General features: G+C 42.1%; 18 protein-coding genes. 10 read left to right on the forward strand and 8 right to left on the reverse strand.

Going from position 1 to position 18,197, the window contains the following annotated elements; genetic code table 11:
- The first annotated feature begins 13 nt into the window (after positions 1-13).
- Genes aroK through HUS62_RS19060 form a run of 4 tightly spaced genes read left to right on the forward strand, consistent with a single transcriptional unit; the run spans position 14 to position 3,926 of the window.
- Positions 14-532: a shikimate kinase AroK gene (gene aroK / locus HUS62_RS19045; RefSeq protein WP_036973192.1), complete on the forward strand. Its 519-nt coding sequence runs from the start codon at positions 14-16 to the stop codon at positions 530-532.
- A 27-nt stretch (positions 533-559) separates the two neighbouring features.
- Positions 560-1,630, forward strand: a complete 1,071-nt coding sequence (gene aroB, locus HUS62_RS19050) for a 3-dehydroquinate synthase (protein WP_175080807.1) — start codon at positions 560-562, stop codon at positions 1,628-1,630.
- Entirely contained in the window at positions 1,630-3,030 is a 1,401-nt protein-coding gene (locus HUS62_RS19055) for an SPOR domain-containing protein (RefSeq protein WP_175080808.1), read from the forward strand. Before aroB ends, HUS62_RS19055 begins: the two co-directional genes overlap by 1 nt.
- Positions 3,031-3,083: 53 nt before the next feature.
- A complete protein-coding gene (locus HUS62_RS19060) occupies positions 3,084-3,926 on the forward strand; it encodes a Dam family site-specific DNA-(adenine-N6)-methyltransferase (RefSeq protein WP_054563340.1) in 843 nt (280 codons plus the stop codon).
- Here HUS62_RS19060 and HUS62_RS19065 read toward each other — a convergent pair.
- Positions 3,898-4,083, reverse strand: a complete 186-nt coding sequence (locus tag HUS62_RS19065; protein WP_054563341.1) for a DUF2970 domain-containing protein — start codon at positions 4,081-4,083, stop codon at positions 3,898-3,900. The two genes, HUS62_RS19060 and HUS62_RS19065, sit on opposite strands and share 29 nt — an antisense overlap.
- Positions 4,084-4,088: 5 nt before the next feature.
- Positions 4,089-4,385: a hypothetical protein gene (locus tag HUS62_RS19070; protein WP_054552801.1), complete on the reverse strand. Its 297-nt coding sequence runs from the start codon at positions 4,383-4,385 to the stop codon at positions 4,089-4,091.
- A gap of 333 nt (positions 4,386-4,718) precedes the next feature.
- On the opposite strand from HUS62_RS19070, the gene rpe reads away from it, so the two are divergent.
- Genes rpe through trpS form a run of 3 tightly spaced genes read left to right on the forward strand, consistent with a single transcriptional unit; the run spans position 4,719 to position 7,122 of the window.
- Entirely contained in the window at positions 4,719-5,405 is a 687-nt protein-coding gene (rpe, locus tag HUS62_RS19075; protein ID WP_175080809.1) for a ribulose-phosphate 3-epimerase, read from the forward strand.
- On the forward strand, positions 5,402-6,067 hold the full coding sequence (locus HUS62_RS19080; RefSeq protein ID WP_063527519.1) for a phosphoglycolate phosphatase: 666 nt from the start codon (positions 5,402-5,404) through the stop codon (positions 6,065-6,067). Before rpe ends, HUS62_RS19080 begins: the two co-directional genes overlap by 4 nt.
- 50 nt (positions 6,068-6,117) lie before the next feature.
- Positions 6,118-7,122, forward strand: a complete 1,005-nt coding sequence (gene trpS, locus HUS62_RS19085; RefSeq protein ID WP_054552798.1) for a tryptophan--tRNA ligase — start codon at positions 6,118-6,120, stop codon at positions 7,120-7,122.
- A 132-nt stretch (positions 7,123-7,254) separates the two neighbouring features.
- Here trpS and HUS62_RS19090 read toward each other — a convergent pair whose 3' ends face one another.
- Genes HUS62_RS19090 through uvrA form a run of 3 tightly spaced genes read right to left on the reverse strand, consistent with a single transcriptional unit; the run spans position 7,255 to position 11,294 of the window.
- The gene (locus HUS62_RS19090; RefSeq protein ID WP_175080815.1) at positions 7,255-7,410 is read right to left on the reverse strand and encodes a TraB/GumN family protein; all 156 of its coding nucleotides are present in this window, start codon (positions 7,408-7,410) and stop codon (positions 7,255-7,257) included.
- Positions 7,407-8,462 (reverse strand): hypothetical protein, encoded by a 1,056-nt coding sequence (locus HUS62_RS19095; RefSeq protein ID WP_175080810.1) that lies wholly within the window; start codon positions 8,460-8,462, stop codon positions 7,407-7,409. The genes HUS62_RS19090 and HUS62_RS19095 overlap by 4 nt, the downstream gene beginning before the upstream one ends.
- A 12-nt stretch (positions 8,463-8,474) precedes the next feature.
- Positions 8,475-11,294 carry an excinuclease ABC subunit UvrA gene (gene uvrA, locus HUS62_RS19100; RefSeq protein WP_175080811.1) on the reverse strand — a complete coding sequence of 940 codons (2,820 nt, stop codon included), beginning with the start codon at positions 11,292-11,294 and terminating at the stop codon, positions 8,475-8,477.
- 162 nt (positions 11,295-11,456) lie between these two features.
- Here uvrA and HUS62_RS19105 point away from each other — a divergent pair, with 162 nt between their 5' ends.
- Positions 11,457-12,824, forward strand: a complete 1,368-nt coding sequence (locus HUS62_RS19105; protein WP_175080812.1) for an MFS transporter — start codon at positions 11,457-11,459, stop codon at positions 12,822-12,824.
- A 20-nt stretch (positions 12,825-12,844) separates the two neighbouring features.
- On the forward strand, positions 12,845-13,534 hold the full coding sequence (gene ssb, locus HUS62_RS19110; RefSeq protein ID WP_175080813.1) for a single-stranded DNA-binding protein: 690 nt from the start codon (positions 12,845-12,847) through the stop codon (positions 13,532-13,534).
- 107 nt (positions 13,535-13,641) lie between these two features.
- On the opposite strand, the gene HUS62_RS19115 is transcribed toward ssb, so the two are convergent.
- From HUS62_RS19115 to HUS62_RS19125, 3 genes are all read right to left on the reverse strand, one after another.
- Positions 13,642-14,724: a trypsin-like peptidase domain-containing protein gene (locus HUS62_RS19115; protein ID WP_055020793.1), complete on the reverse strand. Its 1,083-nt coding sequence runs from the start codon at positions 14,722-14,724 to the stop codon at positions 13,642-13,644.
- Positions 14,725-14,822: 98 nt separating this feature from the next.
- Complete coding sequence (locus tag HUS62_RS19120) at positions 14,823-16,175, reverse strand: Do family serine endopeptidase (protein ID WP_054561091.1); 1,353 nt, start codon at positions 16,173-16,175, stop codon at positions 14,823-14,825.
- Between the two features lie 123 nt (positions 16,176-16,298).
- Positions 16,299-16,742 carry a YhcB family protein gene (locus HUS62_RS19125; protein ID WP_175080814.1) on the reverse strand — a complete coding sequence of 148 codons (444 nt, stop codon included), beginning with the start codon at positions 16,740-16,742 and terminating at the stop codon, positions 16,299-16,301.
- 178 nt (positions 16,743-16,920) lie between these two features.
- On the opposite strand from HUS62_RS19125, the gene zapE reads away from it, so the two are divergent.
- A complete protein-coding gene (gene zapE, locus HUS62_RS19130; protein ID WP_054561089.1) occupies positions 16,921-18,009 on the forward strand; it encodes a cell division protein ZapE in 1,089 nt (362 codons plus the stop codon).
- Positions 18,010-18,197 lie beyond the last annotated feature (188 nt).

Below are 18,197 nucleotides of genomic sequence, written 5' to 3' on the forward strand. Positions count from 1 at the left end.
GTACTAAAAAGATATGGCTGAGAAACGTAATATATTTCTAGTGGGCCCTATGGGGGCTGGCAAAAGCACAATTGGTCGTCACATTGCTGACCAATTACACCTTGAATTTTTCGATTCAGATCAAGAGATCGAGCGTCGTACTGGAGCAGACATTGCTTGGGTATTCGATCTTGAGGGTGAAGAGGGCTTTCGACTTCGTGAAGAAACTGTAATTTCAGACCTAACTGAGATGCAAGGTATTGTTCTTGCAACTGGCGGTGGTTCTGTGATCAGTAAAGAAGTGCGTAACAAGCTATCTGCTCGCGGTATCGTTGTATACCTAGAGACACCAATCGAAAAGCAAGTTGCACGCACGCAGCGCGACAAGCGTCGCCCATTATTGCAAACAGAAGAAGCACCGCGTGATGTATTAGAACGCTTAGCTGAAGAACGCGAACCGTTATACAAAGAAGTTGCTGATTTTGTTGTCCGCACTGATGAGCAAAGCGCGAAAGTTGTTGCTAATCAAATCATCGAGAAATTAGATTTTTAAAAACCAATAATAAAAAGGAAACTAGCTATGCTTGAATTAACAGTTAATTTGGACGAGCGAAGTTATCCTATTTATATTGGTCAATCTGCTCTTAAAGAGACTGGTCGGCTACGCGAGCACATCGGCGATTGTCGACCTATCATTATCACCAACGACACCATTGCACCTTTATATCTTGATGATGTAATGACGTCGTTGGCTGATCTTAACCCGTTATCTTTTACCATCCCTGATGGCGAACAATATAAATCACTTGAGTGGTTTGAAAAGATATCGGCGTTCTTACTTGAACATAACTGTGGTCGTGATACTTGCCTTATTGCCTTAGGTGGCGGTGTTGTAGGTGACTTAACTGGTTTTGTTGCTGCATGTTATCAGCGTGGCGTGCCTTTTATTCAAGTACCAACTACCTTGCTTTCGCAAGTGGACTCATCGGTTGGTGGTAAAACGGCAGTAAACCATCCGCTTGGTAAAAATATGATTGGTGCATTTTATCAGCCGCAAGCCGTGTTTATCGATACGCAATCGTTGCATACTTTACCTGAGCGTGAATTCGCAGCAGGTATGGCTGAAGTAATTAAATACGGCCTCATTTACGACACCGAATTATTTGCTTACCTAGAGCAAAATATCGCTAACCTTAAATCACTTGATGAGCAAACATTACAGCATGTGATTTACCGTTGTTGTGAAATCAAAGCCTTGATTGTTGCACAAGATGAAAAAGAAGCAGGGTTACGCGCCTTACTTAACCTAGGGCATACCTTTGGTCATGCTATCGAAGCACAAATGGGTTACGGTAACTGGCTACACGGCGAAGCCGTTGCCGCAGGTATGGTGCTGGCAGCACGCCTTGCACATACCCGTGATGACTTAACTGCTGCAGAAGTTGAACGCATTGTTAAATTGATTGCTGAGTATGATTTACCAGTCGATATTCCGGCAGAAATGACAAGCGAGCAGTTTTTAACGCACATGAGTAAAGATAAGAAAAACAAAAAAGGTACGATTCGCTTTATTCTACCTACTCAATTTGGTCAATGTGCGCTGGTAAGTGATGTTACTGATCAGCAGGTTTGTGATTTAATAGCGCGCTAATGCAATCGCAAATATTGCCTAGCCGTGCTGCGCTAGTTGATCGAATCGCTCTGCAGTTTGAATATGGGCAAAATCTAATTTGCTTACTTGGCCCGTCAGGCCTTGGTAAAAGCTATTTATTAGAAACCTTCATTACTGATAAATATCTCGATTTTAATAAAGCGTTTGTTCAGTTGTCAGGAAAAATGACCGACCAACAGTTTATGACTGAACTGTTAGAACAAAGCTTTAGCAATCCGCTAATTGATCATTCTTTAAGTTTGTCTGAAAACTTCTATCAACTCTATAAGCAACAGCCTTGTGGTGATTGTTTATGGGTGATTGATGGAGGGCGTCATTTATCTGAAGAGTTAATTCAGCAATTAGAAATTCTTGCCAAGCAAAGCCCGAGCACGTTATACATATTGATTGCATCACAATCGGTCGGCCAGTTTAGCCAAGCGGTCGAAATTCACCTTGAAGCGCTTAACTTGAGCGAAAGTAAGCAACTTATGCGTTGGTTTTTCGACAACCTGCCAGTTGAAGAAGACCCTGTTTTTCGCACATTTTTACAAGAAGCGCATGGTAACCCAGCCTTATTGCTAGCTTGGGAGCCTGAACAGCAAACTGCGGATATTCGTACACCCGAGAAAAGCTATAAACTGCTTTATTTAATTTTGCTCTTAATCACAACCATGCTGTTGATCATTGGCTTTTTATATAAAGCTGATATGACCGAGTGGTGGAAAGCACATTACCAACAAGATACAACAAGCTCTGTGGCAACAGCACTGCCTGCAGAAGCAGTAATAAATAGCCCAGAAGCAAGCAAAGAGCCTGTTCTAGAACAAGTTGAAGATGAGCTTCAAGCCCAGCAGCCAGTTGCTACTAATGATGATAACAACACGACTCAGGCTGCCGAGATGCCAGTTGATGGCTCTGACAGTAAAAACCATAACAATGAAAGTCATAACAATAACGTGGCTGCGATTGTTGATAGCCTTTTGCCAGCAGAGCCAGTTACACAAAAGACTGAGCAACCAACCACAGATGAAGTTGTAGCAGCCATTATCAGCGATGCTGAGCAAGCTGAGTCTGCAATTGAGCCTGAGCAGCCATTAGTGGGGAATGCGTGGTATTTGTCTCAGCCAGACGACAATTTTGTAATCCAATTACTAGCGGTGACTAAGCAAGAGATCAGTGATAAGTTTATTAATGAAAATGGCTTGCAAGGGCAGGTAAATACTTACCAAAGCTTACGGAGCGGTAAGCCGTGGTGGATTGTCACTTATGGCAGTTATGCCACACTGAATGAGGCTAAGAAGGGCGTAACAACACTTTCTGAGAATGTGCGTAAAAATCAGCCGTTTTATAAAAAAATAAGTAAAATTAAACAAGAAATCGCTTCACTAAATCAGTAAATTAAAACTGATTAGTGTAAAATCGCGCAACACCGAATTGAAGTTAAGAGCAGATGCAGCAAAAGACCAGAGCCTTCCTTAAATGGGCGGGTGGAAAATACAGCCTAGTTGAAGATATTCGTACCCGCTTAAAGCAAGCGAGTATGGATGCTGACACCTTAGTTGAACCTTTCGTTGGTGCTGGCTCTGTATTCCTCAATACTGATTTTAAGCATTATATTTTAAACGATATTAATGCGGATCTGATCAACCTGTACACCGAGCTAAAGCGCACGCCTGACGAATTTATTAGCGATGCAAAAAAACTATTTGTAGAGCTCAATAACCATCCTGAAGCCTATTATGAGTACCGTGTTCAGTTTAATCAGAGCAGCGATGTGTATGAGCGCGCAATTTTATTCTTATACATGAATCGTCATGGTTATAACGGTTTATGCCGCTACAATCTTAAAGGTATTTTTAACGTTCCTTTTGGTAAATATAAGCGCCCGTATTTTCCTGAAAAAGAAATGCACTTCTTTGCTGAAAAAGCCCAGCAAGCCACCTTTACGTGTTTAGGCTATGATGAGGTCTTTAAGCTTATTCCTAATAATGCGGTAGTGTATTGCGATCCACCTTATGTGCCTTTGAGTAAAACAGCCTCATTTACTTCTTACGCTAAAGGCGGTTTCAATTTAGATGATCAAGCTAACTTGGCGAATTTAGCTGAGCAAGCAGCATTCGAAAATAACACGCCGGTACTTATTTCTAACCACGATACAGTGTGGACTCGTAAAATTTACAGCCAAGCATCACTAGATGAAATTCAGGTAAAACGCACGATTAGCCCGAAGGGTGGGTCGCGTAATAAAGTGAATGAGCTAATGGCTATGTATTTAGCACCAAAGAAACGGTGAAATAAATCGCTGCTACAAACAGGCTGAATAAAACTAGGGCAATGACGATAATAGTACTGAGCGAATGCTCTTTAAAGTCAGCTTGACGCTTATTTTCTGATTGCACACCAAAAAATGCCGCAAAGACACTTTGTAATGCACTAATGAATTTGTTCATGCGATTTAGAACTTAGAGCCTAAACCGCTAACTTTCTTTGACTCTTCACTACTTGTTAATAACTCAAGTAAATCAAGATAATGGAACTGAGCGCTGCGGCTATCACCCGTTAACCAAGAAAACCATCCTGTTTCTTGTTCTGCTTTCATACATTGAGCAGAAGATGATGATGCGTTAAGCGTATTGCATGAGCAGCCAGACGCCGCTGCTAAAAAGTCGTCTTCATCAGCAGATGAAAAAGATACAAACGCAGCAACCGTAAGTGCGGACGCGATTAAGATCCCTATTTTAAAAGCACGCATGAGAATAACCCTTGTTTGTGTTATTTAGACAAGCATACATAACAATTGCTCAAATAACAAACTTAATTACGGCTGAATTATATAAAAATTTAATAAAATTAGTCTTTTAAGGTAAATTTTATGTTTGTATTTTGTTTCATTTAAATGCATTTATGCAAGCTGCTGAATAGAGTTATTGTTCAATTTTTGATTAAATTTACATTAATTCAATAAGCTAAAAGGATTAGCCTTGAGTAATAGCGTTTTAACAGTTAGCTGTGGTGTTTTAATCAGCTGTCGATTGGGTTACATTATGCGCTCTTCTTGCAGTCGCAAATTATGATGGAATCTCTCATGTTGGAAACATTACAAAAGTATTTAATAGCCCCTTCTATTTTATCAGCTGACTTTGCCCGTTTAGGTGAAGATGTTGATCGTGTACTCGCAAGTGGGGCAGATGTTGTACATTTTGATGTGATGGATAACCATTATGTGCCAAACCTAACCTTTGGCCCGATGATTTGTAAAGCACTGCGCGATTACGGTATTACAGCCCCGATAGATGTGCATCTTATGGTTAAGCCTGTCGATCGCCTAATTCCCGACTTTGCTGAAGCAGGCGCTTCTATTATTAGCTTTCATCCAGAAGCTAGCGAGCATATTGACCGTACCTTGCAACTTATAAAAGACAGTGGTTGCCAAGCAGGGCTTGTATTTAATCCTGCAACCAGCCTTAGCTACCTTGAGCACGTGATCGATAAAGTTGATGTAGTGCTATTAATGTCGGTTAACCCTGGCTTTGGCGGCCAAAGCTTTATTCCTCATACCCTCGAAAAGCTTCGTCAAGCGCGTAAAGTTATTGATGACTCAGGTCGCAATATTCGTTTAGAAGTTGATGGTGGCGTTGGTGTTGATAACATTGCTGAAATTGCAGAAGCGGGCGCTGATATGTTTGTTTCAGGCTCAGCGGTTTTCAATCAACCAGATTACAAAGCGGTTATCGATGCGATGCGCAGCGAGCTTGCAAAGGTTGAGTCATGAAATACGATGCGGCATTTTTCGATTTAGATGGCACCTTAGTCGACAGTGTTTATGATTTATACATTGCGATGAATCTGACTCTTACTGACCTCGCATTTCCGGTTGTTACACAAAAGCTAGTTGAGAGCTGGGTAGGTAATGGCATAGAAACACTTGTAAAGCGTGGTTTGAGTGGCGATATGCAAATCAGTGAGCATTTAGATGAAGCCCTTGCTGAGCGTGCAATTAACTTATTTTATCAGCACTATGACCAAGTTGTAGGTGACTACAGTGCGCTTTATCAACATGTAGAAACTGGGCTTGCTGCACTTGCTGGTATTCCTAAAGTGGTGATCACCAATAAGGCACGTCGTTTTACCGAAAAGTTACTTGATAAGCTTTCACTGACTAGTCATTTTCAGTTGATTGTATGTGGTGATGATATGGCAAAGAAACCATCACCTGAGCCTTTACTATTTGCTTGTCAGCAATTAGATGTCAGCCCAGCCAAAGCGGTTATGATAGGCGACTCAAAAAGTGATATTTTGGCAGCAAAAGCTGCTAAGGTTGACGTTGTCGCACTCGGTTATGGCTATAACCAAGGTGAAAACCTCGCTGATTTCAATCCAGAGTACCTCTGCGAGAATTTCTTAGATATAATACCCGTTCTTACCCAAAGGTAAGTGCATTTTAATTTCGTCTTTTTAGTTTAGTAAAAATATAAAGGAACATCATGAGTAAACCAGTAGTGTTAAGTGGCATTCAGCCAACCGGTGGTATGACAATAGGCAACTATGTTGGCGCTATTAACCAGTGGCTTAAGCTACAGGAAGACCACGAAAGTTTCTTTATGTTAGTAGATTTACACGCCATTACTGTACGCCAAGATCCTGAGCAGCTACGCTCGCGCGTGCTGGACGGTATTGCGCTTTATGCTGCATGTGGTATCGACCCAGAAAAAGCGGCGTTATTCGTACAATCTCAAGTGCCAGAACATGCACAGCTTAGTTGGGTGTTAAACTGTTACGCGCAAATGGGTGAGCTTAACCGTATGACGCAGTTTAAAGATAAGTCTTCTAAGCATGCGAATAACGTGAATGTGGGCTTGTTCTCTTACCCTGTACTGCAAGCTGCAGACATTTTGTTATACCAAGCAGATCAAGTGCCAGTGGGTGAAGATCAAAAGCAACACCTTGAATTGACACGTGATATCGCAACACGTTTTAACAACCTATACGGTGACGTGTTCAAATTACCTGAGCCGTACATTCCTGAATTCGGCGCACGTGTAATGAGCTTACAAGATCCGCTGAAGAAAATGTCTAAATCAGATGAAAATCCAAACGGTTACATCATGTTATTAGATGAGCCGAAGAAGATTGAAAAGAAACTGAAAAAAGCAGTAACCGATTCAGACGAGCAAGCGCGTATCTACTTTGATCGTGAAGAAAAGCCAGGTGTATCAAACCTACTTACTTTATTATCAGTTGCAACTAAGCGCTCAATTGAAGACTTAGTGCCTGAATATGAAGACAAAATGTATGGTCACCTGAAAAAAGACACTGCAGCAGCGGTCGTTAATATGATTGAGCCAATCCAAGCGCGCTTTAAAGAAATTCGCGAAGATCAGTCACTACTTGATAGCATTATGAAATCGGGTGCTGAAAAGGCGAGTATTCGCGCTGAAAAAACATTAAAAGCAGTCTACGATGCGGTAGGTTTTATCCCTCGTCCGTAAACTGGCACAAATTATTGAAATAAAAATACCGCTTAATAGCGGTATTTTTTTATCTATTAAAAACTCAGCACGATTAATACTGTAAACAAACAGATAAGTGCAGCAGCGGTTTTGTCTGTTTTTTCCATCTTGTTATTCCTCATCAGCATTCAACTGTGCAATCACGTAGCCTTTACTTTCTAACAAGGCTAATAGGCTATCTTCACCGGCCAAATGAGCAGCGCCAACAAGTACCAACTCTTTTTGCTGATCAGTAAGCCAAGTGAGTAGTATAGATTGCTGCGCTATTTTTCTACTGGGGTAACGCCTGGCGAGTCACAAGCAATGACTTCAAATCGATAGCCATACTCAGCATGGTGATCAGGGGTTACTTGCACTATTTCGTAATCATTCAGCTCAACGGCTTTACTGTTTTCTGCTTTTAAACAGCGTGAATAGCTATCGGCTTCAAAGCTGTAAGCAAACATCGCAATTAAACGTTTGCTACGCTCAAAGTAACCTTTGGTATCTAAAAACTGACGAAGGTTTTCGGCGGTTTCGCTGTCACCTTCTATATTGACGTCTTGGTTAGGGGCTGAGCTTTCTTCACTTTCAGGAAGTTGTTGCTCAAGCTTTTCACCGAGTTCTTCGACTGCTATTTGCTGCTCTTCACCAGATTCTTTGGCAATGACTTTGCTATCCAAAAAGGTGCTAACCATGTTGTCGAGCACTTCTTCAGGTGGCTGATCGTCGATAAACGAAATCAGGTTAATAAAGACCACTGATGCTAAGACAAAGCGCACGATGGCAGTTAACAGTGGTGAATAGCTTTGACTGATAAACTTAACTCGCTCAGAGCCAAATGGCTTTATTAGCAATAAAACAAAGATATAGAAGGGTAAAAAAAGTTGAAATAACAATAAAGTACCTAGGGTTATTCCCATTGCCCAAGGGGGTAAATATAACAGGGTTGCAAAGTTATGGGTGTAATTAAAGTGACTAGCTGAGACATGAGTTACATCATTAACTATGCCGCTCGCACCGGCCAACACAAAATTAGCGATACTGGCATAGAAGATTAAAATTAGTGCTTTGCCGGCAAGCGAGTGCCAAAGTTGGTTAAACTTGGGCCAAAATTCAATAACAAGCGCAATAATGGTGATGGTGGCACTTAACCAGCCCGATTGCAGAACAATCAGGCTGCTTAATGCTAAAAGATAGAGCTTTTGTGCGGTACTTAAGTTAAACCAAATGGCTTGTAATCGTTCAACCAGCCTCGTTTTATGAGGCTGCCAGCTACGTTGCTGTTGTTGAAACTGTTTATTAGCGCGCCATTTTGCAATTTTTAAATACCTACGCACGCAATATCCTTTTTATAGTAGTGGTTTTAAGTACCTTCCTGTGTGTGAACGCTCACACTCGGCAACGTCTTCAGGTGTACCAGAAATTAAAATTTCACCACCGCCAGAACCACCTTCTGGGCCTAAGTCGACAATCCAGTCTGAGGTTTTGATCACATCAAGGTTATGCTCAATAACAACAATAGTATTACCGTGGTCACGTAAGCGGTGAAGTACTACTAATAATTGCTGAATATCAGCAAAGTGTAAACCCGTAGTTGGTTCATCAAGGATATATAAGGTTTTACCGGTATCGCGTTTTGAAAGTTCACGAGCCAGTTTTACACGCTGCGCTTCACCACCCGAGAGAGTAGTAGCCGCTTGACCTAAGCGAATATACGACAAGCCTACATCCATTAAGGTTTGCAGTTTACGTGCAATAGCCGGAATTTTATCAAAGTAGTCACGGGCATCTTCTACGGTCATTTCGAGTACTTGGTGAATGTTTTTACCTTTGTACTGTACTTCGAGGGTTTCACGGTTGTAGCGCTGACCTTTACATACATCACAAGGTACATATACATCAGGTAAAAAGTGCATTTCTACCTTGATTACGCCATCACCTTGGCAAGCCTCACAACGACCACCTTTAACATTAAAGCTAAAGCGACCAACCTTATAGCCACGCGAGCGGGCTTCTTGAGTACCCGCAAATAGTTCTCGAATACCGGTAAAAATGCCAGTATAAGTTGCAGGGTTTGAACGCGGAGTACGGCCAATCGGGCTTTGGTCAATATCAATCACTTTATCAAAATGATCTAATCCCTTAATTGACTTATAAGGTGCCGCTTCTGCGGTAGTTGCGCCATTTAACTCGGTATGAGCCAGCTTAAATAAAGTGTCGTTGATAAGCGTCGATTTACCTGAACCTGATACACCTGTGATACAGGTCATTAAGCCAAATGGAATACGTAAATCAACGTTCTTTAAGTTGTTACCTGTGGCACCAAATAACTCAAGCCATTTGTCGGTAGTTTGATGGCGAGCCTCTGGTACTTCGATTTTCTTTTCGCCAGAGAGGTACTGACCTGTGATTGAATCTTTGCTAGCTAGAATATCGTCATGAGTACCTTGTGCAATAACATGGCCGCCATGAACACCGGCCCCCGGGCCGATATCGATTATATGGTCTGCAGCGCGAATAGCATCTTCGTCATGCTCAACCACAATGACCGTGTTGCCTAAATCGCGTAAGTGAATAAGGGTTTTTAGTAGGCGGTCGTTATCGCGTTGGTGCAAACCAATTGAAGGCTCATCCAGTACGTACATAACACCAACAAGACCTGCACCAATCTGGCTTGCTAAACGAATACGCTGCGCTTCACCACCAGAAAGGGTATCGGCACTTCGTTCAAGTGATAAATAATTAAGGCCTACATTAATTAAGAAAGATAAACGGTCACGTATTTCTTTGAGAATTTTTTCGGCAATTTGTGCACGCTGACCGGTGAGGTTCAAACCATCAAAAAATGCCATGCTTTCACCAATACTCATTGTGGTGATAGCTGGCAGGTTTGTTTGGCCAATAAATACGTGACGAGCTTCTTCACGAAGTCGCGAGCCATGACAGCTCGGACACGCTTGGCTTGTTTGGTATTTAGCAAGCTCTTCGCGCACTGAGTTTGACTCGGTTTCACGGTAGCGGCGGTTCATATTATTTAAAACGCCTTCAAACTCATGGTTACGCGTAATTAAGTCGCCACGGTCGTTACGATAGTTAAAGGCAATTTTAGTTTTGCCAGAACCTTCAAGAATCACCTTTTGCGCTTCTTTACAAAGTTCTTGGAAAGGCACTTCTAGGTCAAATTTATAATGCTCTGCGACAGCTTGCAGCATTTGGAAGTAATAAAAGCTGCGTTTGTCCCAGCCTTTAATAGCACCACCCGATAAGCTTAGCTCAGGATTTTGAACAACACGGTTTGGATCAAAATACTGACGCACACCTAAACCATCACAGCTTTGACACGCACCTGCAGGGTTATTGAACGAGAATAAGCGCGGCTCAAGTTCACTCATGGCATAGCCACACGTTGGGCAGGCAAAATTAGCAGAAAACAGCATGTCTTCGCTGAGTGAGTCGTCCATTGCCGCTACATGGGCAATACCACTTGATAGCTCAAGGGCCGTTTCGAATGATTCAGCTAAACGCTGTTGTTGGCCATCTTTAACTTTAAAGCGGTCAACCACGACCTCAATAGTATGCTTTTTATGAAGCTCAAGAGTCGGTGGATCTGATAAGTCACAGACTTCGCCATCGATACGGGCGCGAATAAAACCTTGGCTTGCGAGTTGCTCAAGCAGCTTAACGTGCTCACCTTTACGATCTTTTACTACTGGCGCTAATAGCATTAGCTTACTTCCTTCAGGAAGCGCTAAAACTGTATCGACCATTTGGCTGATAGTTTGTGCGGCAAGTGGCAAGTCGTGAGTAGGGCAGCGAGGCTCACCTACACGGGCAAATAATAAACGTAGGTAATCGTAAATCTCGGTAATAGTACCGACCGTTGAACGCGGGTTATGCGACGTTGATTTCTGCTCAATAGAGATAGCCGGCGATAAACCTTCGATGTGATCAACATCGGGTTTTTCCATTAGCGATAAGAACTGTCTTGCATACGCTGACAGTGACTCAACATAACGACGTTGCCCTTCTGCATACAAAGTATCAAACGCTAAAGACGATTTCCCTGAACCAGATAGGCCAGTGATAACTATCAGCTTATCACGGGGAATGGTTAGGCTGATGTCTTTTAAATTGTGCGTACGGGCGCCTCGGACTTCAATGTTTTCCATGCTATCTCGTTTTATTACCTAATTATTTTTCCAGTATCTCATAATACGCGATAAGATTAATCCTTGATCAAAGAAAAAATCATCACTTACAGGTGATTATTTAGTTTTCGCTTGTGGTAGAATCCACGCTCAAATTTTAATAGACAGCAAGATCAGTAATTCATGACAGCATCTTCACTCAACTCTCGAGAAAAACGCGCAGCCGTTTCGTTGGCGAGCGTATTTGCATTCCGTATGCTTGGCCTATTTATGCTGATGCCAGTATTGGCGATTTATGGTCAGCAATTAGAAGGGTTTTCGCCGCTTTGGATTGGCTTTGCTATTGGTGCTTATGGTTTAACGCAAGCCGTGCTGCAAATCCCTATGGGTTGGTTGTCTGATAAAATTGGTCGTAAAAAAGTGATTATTGGGGGCCTTTGTGTGTTTGCACTTGGCTCTGTTATTGCGGCAACCGCTGAGTCTGTGCAAATGGTTACGCTAGGGCGTGCACTACAAGGCATGGGGGCGATTGCCAGTGCCTTATTGGCACTTGCTTCTGATTTAAGCCGTGATGAACAACGTCCGAAAGTTATGGCCGTGATTGGTATGTGTATTGGTATGAGCTTTGCCATTGCTATGCTACTTGGGCCAATTGTTGCTGCATCGTGGGGAGTTGCTGGGGTATTTTGGCTTACCGCAGGACTGGCCATTTTAGGTATTTTTATAGTGTTATTTTTGGTGCCAAATGCTGTCAATAAGGCGCCAAAAGGTGACACACTTGCTACCCTTGATGATATTAAGCAACTGATTAAACATCCACAATTAGCACGCCTTGATTTTGGTGTGATGCTGCTTCATCTTACATTAACTACCGTATTTGTAGCCTTACCTGGCCAGCTGATAAAAGATGGCTTAGTTGCAGACCATCATTGGTATTTATATATCCCTGTGCTGTTTTTAGCGTTTTTCTTGATGGCACCAATGATGATTGTGGCGATTCGTAAAGAAAAAGAAAAACAAGCCTTTATTGGCTCAATCGCACTGCTTGTTTTAAGCATGCTCGCGATGTCGTTATGGGTTGATTCGGTGATTGGCATCGGTATTTGTATGTTGGTTTACTTTATTGCTTTTAACTTTTTAGAAGCAACCATGCCTGCACTTGTTTCGCGTATTGCTCCTGCAAACCAGAAAGGTTCTGCGATGGGGGTATTTTCATCTACGCAGTTTTTTGGTGCCTTTTTAGGTGGTTTATTAGGGGGTTACGTTGCTCAAGCATTAAGTGCACAAGCAGTGTTTGCGGCGGCGGCACTTGTTGGGGTAATATGGCTTATCCTTGCTTGGAATATGCAAGTCCCACCAAGAAGTAAAATAATTAGCTTAATGACTGAATTAAGTTCAGAGCAGCAGGCACAAGCGCTTGCTTCTCGTCTTGTTGCTTTACCGGGCGTAATTGAAGCAACGGTTGTCTGTGATGAAAATCGCAGCTATTTAAAGATTAATGATAAAGAATTTGACCTAGACCAAGCACGCAAAGTGGCTGGTTTAATCTAACGTTTTATAGGAGAAGTTCCATGGCACGCGGTGTGAACAAAGTTATCTTGGTTGGTAATTTAGGCCAAGATCCAGAAGTACGTTATATGCCTAATGGCAATGGCGTAGCGAATATCAGCATTGCTACGACAGATAGCTGGAAAGATAAAAACACAGGGCAAATGCAAGAGCGTACTGAATGGCACCGTGTCGTGTTATTTGGCAAACTAGCAGAAGTTGCTGGTGAGTACCTTCGTAAAGGTTCACAAGTGTACATTGAAGGTCGTTTACAAACGCGTAAATGGACTGACCAATCAGGCCAAGAAAAATACACTACAGAAATCGTGGTAGACATGGGCGGTCAAATGCAAATGTTAGGCGGTCGTGGTGAGCAGCAAGGTGGAGGCTATCAAGGTGGTCAATCACAAGGCGGTTACCAAGGTGGTCAACAGCAAGGTGGTGGTTACGGTGGTGGCTCACAACAAGCACAAAGCAATAATAGCTATGCTCCACAGCAACAGTCTGCGCCAGCACAGCAGCAACAGCGTCCACAACAGCAATCTGCACCACAACAACAAAGCAATAACCAATATGGTGGCGGTTATGGTCAGCAGCAAAGCAGCACACCTCAACAAGGCGGCTTTGCTCCTAAACCACAAAACGCACCACAAGGCGGCGCATCAAACCCAATGGAACCACCAATCGACTTTGATGACGATATTCCATTCTGATTCACAGTATATTTAAGATTGTAGATTAAAATGATTAAGGGCTTGTTTTTACAAGCCCTTAATCATTTTATACACCTAAAAACTTTTGAAATTTTAAAACTATTAGATCACTGTTCGTCTTCGAGTTCTGCAACAGTTACCATCACTTTTAAGACCTTACCATCGCGGTAAATCTCAAATTCAAGTTCTTTCCCTGGCTCTGTATTCGCCAGTTTCTCAAGCACTTGTTGTGGGTTTGCTACAGGAATACCGCCAATTTTTATTACAATGTCAGTTTCTCTGATGCCAGCTTTCCAAGCTGGGCCAAATGGATCAAGTTGAGAAATACGCATGCCTGCAACAGGTGTAAAGCTATCGCTTACATCTTTGCCTGTGCTATCAATGCCTGTGCCACTAAAGCCTAAATAGCCACGGACTACACGGCCATGTTTGATTAGCTTATCCATCACATCTTTGGCAATCGAGTAAGGTACCGCAAAGAAGATACCCTGAATATCGAGATTTTCATGAGTTTTAAATTGCGCCGAGGTAATACCGACTAAGTCACCTCGTGAATTGACTAACGCGCCACCTGAGTTACCTACGTTAATCGCAGCATCCATCTGTAACAGGCTGCTGTAAGGGCTATCGATTAAGTTTTGTTTACCCGTCGCACTGATAATACCTTGGGTAATGGTTTGACCTAAGTTAAGCGGGTTACCAATAGCTAAAACAACATCACCTACACGTGGTTTAAATTTATCGTTTACTGGAATTTTTGGTAAATGCTCAGCGCTGATCTTTAATAGCGCTAAATCTGTTTGAGTATCAAAACCAATCACTTGTACATCATAAAAACGACGGCCATCAGCGAGTGTCACGATAATAAGGTCGGCATTTTTGATTACATGGTAGTTAGTCAGAATATAGCCGTCTTGGGTCATGATCACTCCAGAGCCAAGAGCTTGAACGGTGTTTTGGCGTTTATAGCGCGGTTGATTCGAAATACTTTCTGAAAAAATAGTAACAACCGACGGTGCCGCTTTTTGCACTGCATCAGCAAAGCTCATGTGCTCTGATGATATCGCCGCAGGTAAATTCATATCTGGTAACAGTGTGCTACGAAGGCTTGGGCTAAATAACACCACTAAAAAGGCAATGCCTAAACCGGTGAAAAGCGGAGGAAGGATAAATTTAAAAAGTTTTAGCACAGTATTCTTATTATCAGTGAGCAATCCCTTAATGATGGCACAAAAAAAATAACAGCGGCAAGCACCGCTGTTATTTTTTCATGATTTATCAACTAGGTTTACTGGATCAGTACGAAAATAAGCTCTCTACCGCGCTTAACACCTAGTACGATGTTACCTTTGGTATTTTCGATGATCTTATTCATGTCGCGAATTGTTTCAACGCGTTGACGGTTAACTTGCATGATCACGTCACCTTCTTCAAGGCCAACGCGAGCAGCAGGAGAACGTGCTTGCACGCCGGTTACTTCAACCCCTTTTCCATCACTCTTCTGAGTGTTTTCTAATGTTGCACCTTGGAAAGCAGGGTGTGTCTCTTCGCCAGCGGCAGTAGTTGCTGATGCACCATCGAGTGTGACATTTACAGTTTTAACTTTGCCATCTCGGTAAATGCCCAGTTTTACTTTTTTGCCTTCACCAAGTGTGGCAATTTTACTGCGTAGTTCATGGAAGCCACTAATTTCGGTGCCATCGACGCTAATAATTACATCACCGGCTTTGATACCCGCTTTACTTGCTGCGGTATCATCCATTACTTGCATAACGTAAGCGCCTTGCTTCACGTCAAGTTGTTGTGCTTTAGCAAGGCCTGCATCAAGTGGGCGTCCCGAAATACCTAACGAACCGCGACGTACTTCGCCATGCTCGATAATTTGGTCAACTAGGTTTTTCATCATGGTAGATGGAATGGCAAAGCCAATGCCCACGTTGCCGCCAGATGCGCCTAAGATAGCGGTGTTGATACCAATTAGTTCACCATTAAGGTTTACTAACGCGCCGCCTGAGTTACCTTGGTTGATAGCTGCATCGGTTTGAATAAAGTCTTCATAACCTTCTATATTTAAACCGCTACGGCCAAGGGCACTGACGATACCTGATGTTACTGTGTGACTTAAACCAAATGGATTACCAATGGCAACTGCAAAATCACCTACACGTAACTGATCCGAATCGGCAATTTTAAGCGCGGTTAAGTCCTCTGCATCAATTTGCAATAAGGCAATATCTGATTCTTTGTCGCTACCGATTTTAGTTGCTTCATATTCGCGACCATCTTCTAAGGTCACCACCATTTTTTCGGCATCTTCGATAACATGGTTATTGGTTACCACGTAACCTTCGTCTGCATCAATGATCACACCTGAGCCTAGGCCACTAAATTCACGCTTTTGGCTGCCACCACGAGGAACACCAAAAAAGTCATCAAAAGGAGTCGCACGGCGGCGGACTTCTTTTGAACCTGATACTTGAATACTCACCACACCCGGTGTGATCTGTTCAAGCATAGGTGCTAGGGTTGGCAATTGTTGTCCATTTACAGCAACAGGAAGTTTTGCCATTGAAATTGCAGGACTTAATAATAAGCTAGAAGATAAAATAGCAGCACTGATAACAGATAATTTCATTTTCATAGTCTGGGTTTACTCCACTTCAGAGATAAAGCAAAAACTAAAAAGGGCTGCATAAGCAGCCCTTTTCTTGGTTTAGATATAAAGCTGATATATCTAAAGACTATGGGGTCAAAAAAAAGTTCATCAAGAGGCTTTAGAATGTTCTGAAACTTTCTCTGAACCAGTGAACAAGCCCGTTTCACCTACAACATAGTCAGCAGGTTGTGCTTCGGCACTTGAACGATCGCCTCTGCGGTCTTGTAATGAGTTTTGTAATTGCTCAGTCGTTTCTTTAGAAAAGAATGGCTCATTTGGATGCTGTTTTTTATCAGTAAGTAGTAGTTTATTTGTTTCTTCTACATGGTTCAGTAGCTGGTCGTAGTTATCTTTCATTTTAGATACTAGCTTACCTGTGCTCGCTAGATGATCAGCTACATCTTGACGATATTGTTCAAGCGCATTGTTAGCTTGCTCGACTTGTTGTTCTAGTTCGTCTTGCTTAAATTGTTTTTTGGTTACAAAAGCACCAATGAAGAATGCTGAAATTGCAACGATGATTAGAATACCTACCCAGGTAATTGTGCCCATAAATCTACCCCTTTGGGAAAAAATAACAAAAACAAATGCTTTAAAAGCATTTATAGTCCAATCATTATTAAAATATGCTTAATTTGATTGTGAAATCATACTGCGGGCTAATATACCCTGAGATACGATGCGTGTTAATATACTGTGCAAATTTAACTGTGTTTTATTGTAACGACCTATGACTCCTTGGCAGAAATACCAACAAGATTTACAACGTGAAGACTTTGTACATGATGCAGCGCAAGAAAATGCAGTGCGCCATTTGCAAAGACTCTATGATGACCTAACGGCAGACAAACCGGCCGCGAAGGGGTGGTTTGCCAAACTATTCTCTAAAGATAGCACGCCGAGTATAAAAGGGCTGTATTTTTGGGGCGGAGTAGGTAGAGGTAAGACCTATTTAGTTGATACTTTCTACGAAGCTTTACCTACTGATCGTAAGATGCGTGTGCACTTTCACCGTTTTATGCATCGCGTGCATGATGAGCTGAAAAAGTTAAAAAATACCAGTAATCCATTAAATGTGGTTGCAGATATCTTTAAATCAGAAACAGATATTATCTGTTTTGATGAATTTTTTGTGCAAGATATCACTGATGCAATGCTACTAGGTGGTTTGATGGAAGCATTATTTGAACGCGGTATTGTGCTGGTTGCTACATCAAACATCGTGCCTGATGAGCTGTATCGAAACGGTTTACAACGTGCGCGTTTCTTACCAGCAATTGAGCTGGTAAAAGCCAACACCGAAATCGTAAATGTAGACTCGGGGGTTGATTATCGTTTACGTACCCTTGAGCAAGCCGAAATTTTCCATAGTCCGCTTGATAAGCAAGCTGATGATAATTTATTTGAATACTTCGATAAGTTGTCACCTGAGCCGGGTGTGCTCGATAAAGAAATTGAAATTGAAGGGCGGATGATCAAAACCCGTAAAGTGTCTGACTGTATTGCTATGTTTGAGTTTAGTGAACTATGTGAAACAGCCCGCAGCCAAGTTGACTATATGGAAATAAGCCGACTTTATAACACGGTGATTTTGTCTAACGTAAAATCATTAGGCCAAGCCAATGATGATGCGGCACGTCGTTTTATCGCGTTAGTGGATGAGTTCTATGAGCGTCATGTAACGCTGATTATCTCTGCAGAAAAGCCAATAACCGAACTATATAGCGAAGGTAACTTAAATTTTGAATTTAAGCGTTGTATTAGCCGACTACAAGAAATGCAATCGCTGGAGTATTTAGCAAAAGAGCATCTAGCGTAGTAGAGCTGTCAGCTTTCAGCCGTCAGTTTTTAGCTGATCGAGATGGTGGTTTAGTTTTTATGTTTTTTAACCACAATAGCTTTACATTTATTTCTCTGGTTTTATGTTTTTGATAGCTGATAGCTGATAGCTGATAGCTGATAGCTGATAGCTGATAGCTGATAGCTGATAGCTGATAGCTGATAGCT

It is taken from the genome of Pseudoalteromonas sp. 0303 (assembly GCF_013349995.1).
Lineage (GTDB): Bacteria > Pseudomonadota > Gammaproteobacteria > Enterobacterales > Alteromonadaceae > Pseudoalteromonas.

Coding starts and splice junctions, on each gene's coding strand:
- aroK (WP_036973192.1), top strand. CDS start 14: ATGGCTGAGAAACGTAATATATTTCTAGTGGGCCCTATGGGGGCTGGC.
- aroB (WP_175080807.1), top strand. CDS start 560: ATGCTTGAATTAACAGTTAATTTGGACGAGCGAAGTTATCCTATTTAT.
- HUS62_RS19055 (WP_175080808.1), top strand. CDS start 1,630: ATGCAATCGCAAATATTGCCTAGCCGTGCTGCGCTAGTTGATCGAATC.
- HUS62_RS19060 (WP_054563340.1), top strand. CDS start 3,084: ATGCAGCAAAAGACCAGAGCCTTCCTTAAATGGGCGGGTGGAAAATAC.
- HUS62_RS19065 (WP_054563341.1), bottom strand. CDS start 4,083: ATGAACAAATTCATTAGTGCATTACAAAGTGTCTTTGCGGCATTTTTT.
- HUS62_RS19070 (WP_054552801.1), bottom strand. CDS start 4,385: ATGCGTGCTTTTAAAATAGGGATCTTAATCGCGTCCGCACTTACGGTT.
- rpe (WP_175080809.1), top strand. CDS start 4,719: ATGTTGGAAACATTACAAAAGTATTTAATAGCCCCTTCTATTTTATCA.
- HUS62_RS19080 (WP_063527519.1), top strand. CDS start 5,402: ATGAAATACGATGCGGCATTTTTCGATTTAGATGGCACCTTAGTCGAC.
- trpS (WP_054552798.1), top strand. CDS start 6,118: ATGAGTAAACCAGTAGTGTTAAGTGGCATTCAGCCAACCGGTGGTATG.
- uvrA (WP_175080811.1), bottom strand. CDS start 11,294: ATGGAAAACATTGAAGTCCGAGGCGCCCGTACGCACAATTTAAAAGAC.
- HUS62_RS19105 (WP_175080812.1), top strand. CDS start 11,457: ATGACAGCATCTTCACTCAACTCTCGAGAAAAACGCGCAGCCGTTTCG.
- ssb (WP_175080813.1), top strand. CDS start 12,845: ATGGCACGCGGTGTGAACAAAGTTATCTTGGTTGGTAATTTAGGCCAA.
- HUS62_RS19120 (WP_054561091.1), bottom strand. CDS start 16,175: ATGAAAATGAAATTATCTGTTATCAGTGCTGCTATTTTATCTTCTAGC.
- HUS62_RS19125 (WP_175080814.1), bottom strand. CDS start 16,742: ATGGGCACAATTACCTGGGTAGGTATTCTAATCATCGTTGCAATTTCA.
- zapE (WP_054561089.1), top strand. CDS start 16,921: ATGACTCCTTGGCAGAAATACCAACAAGATTTACAACGTGAAGACTTT.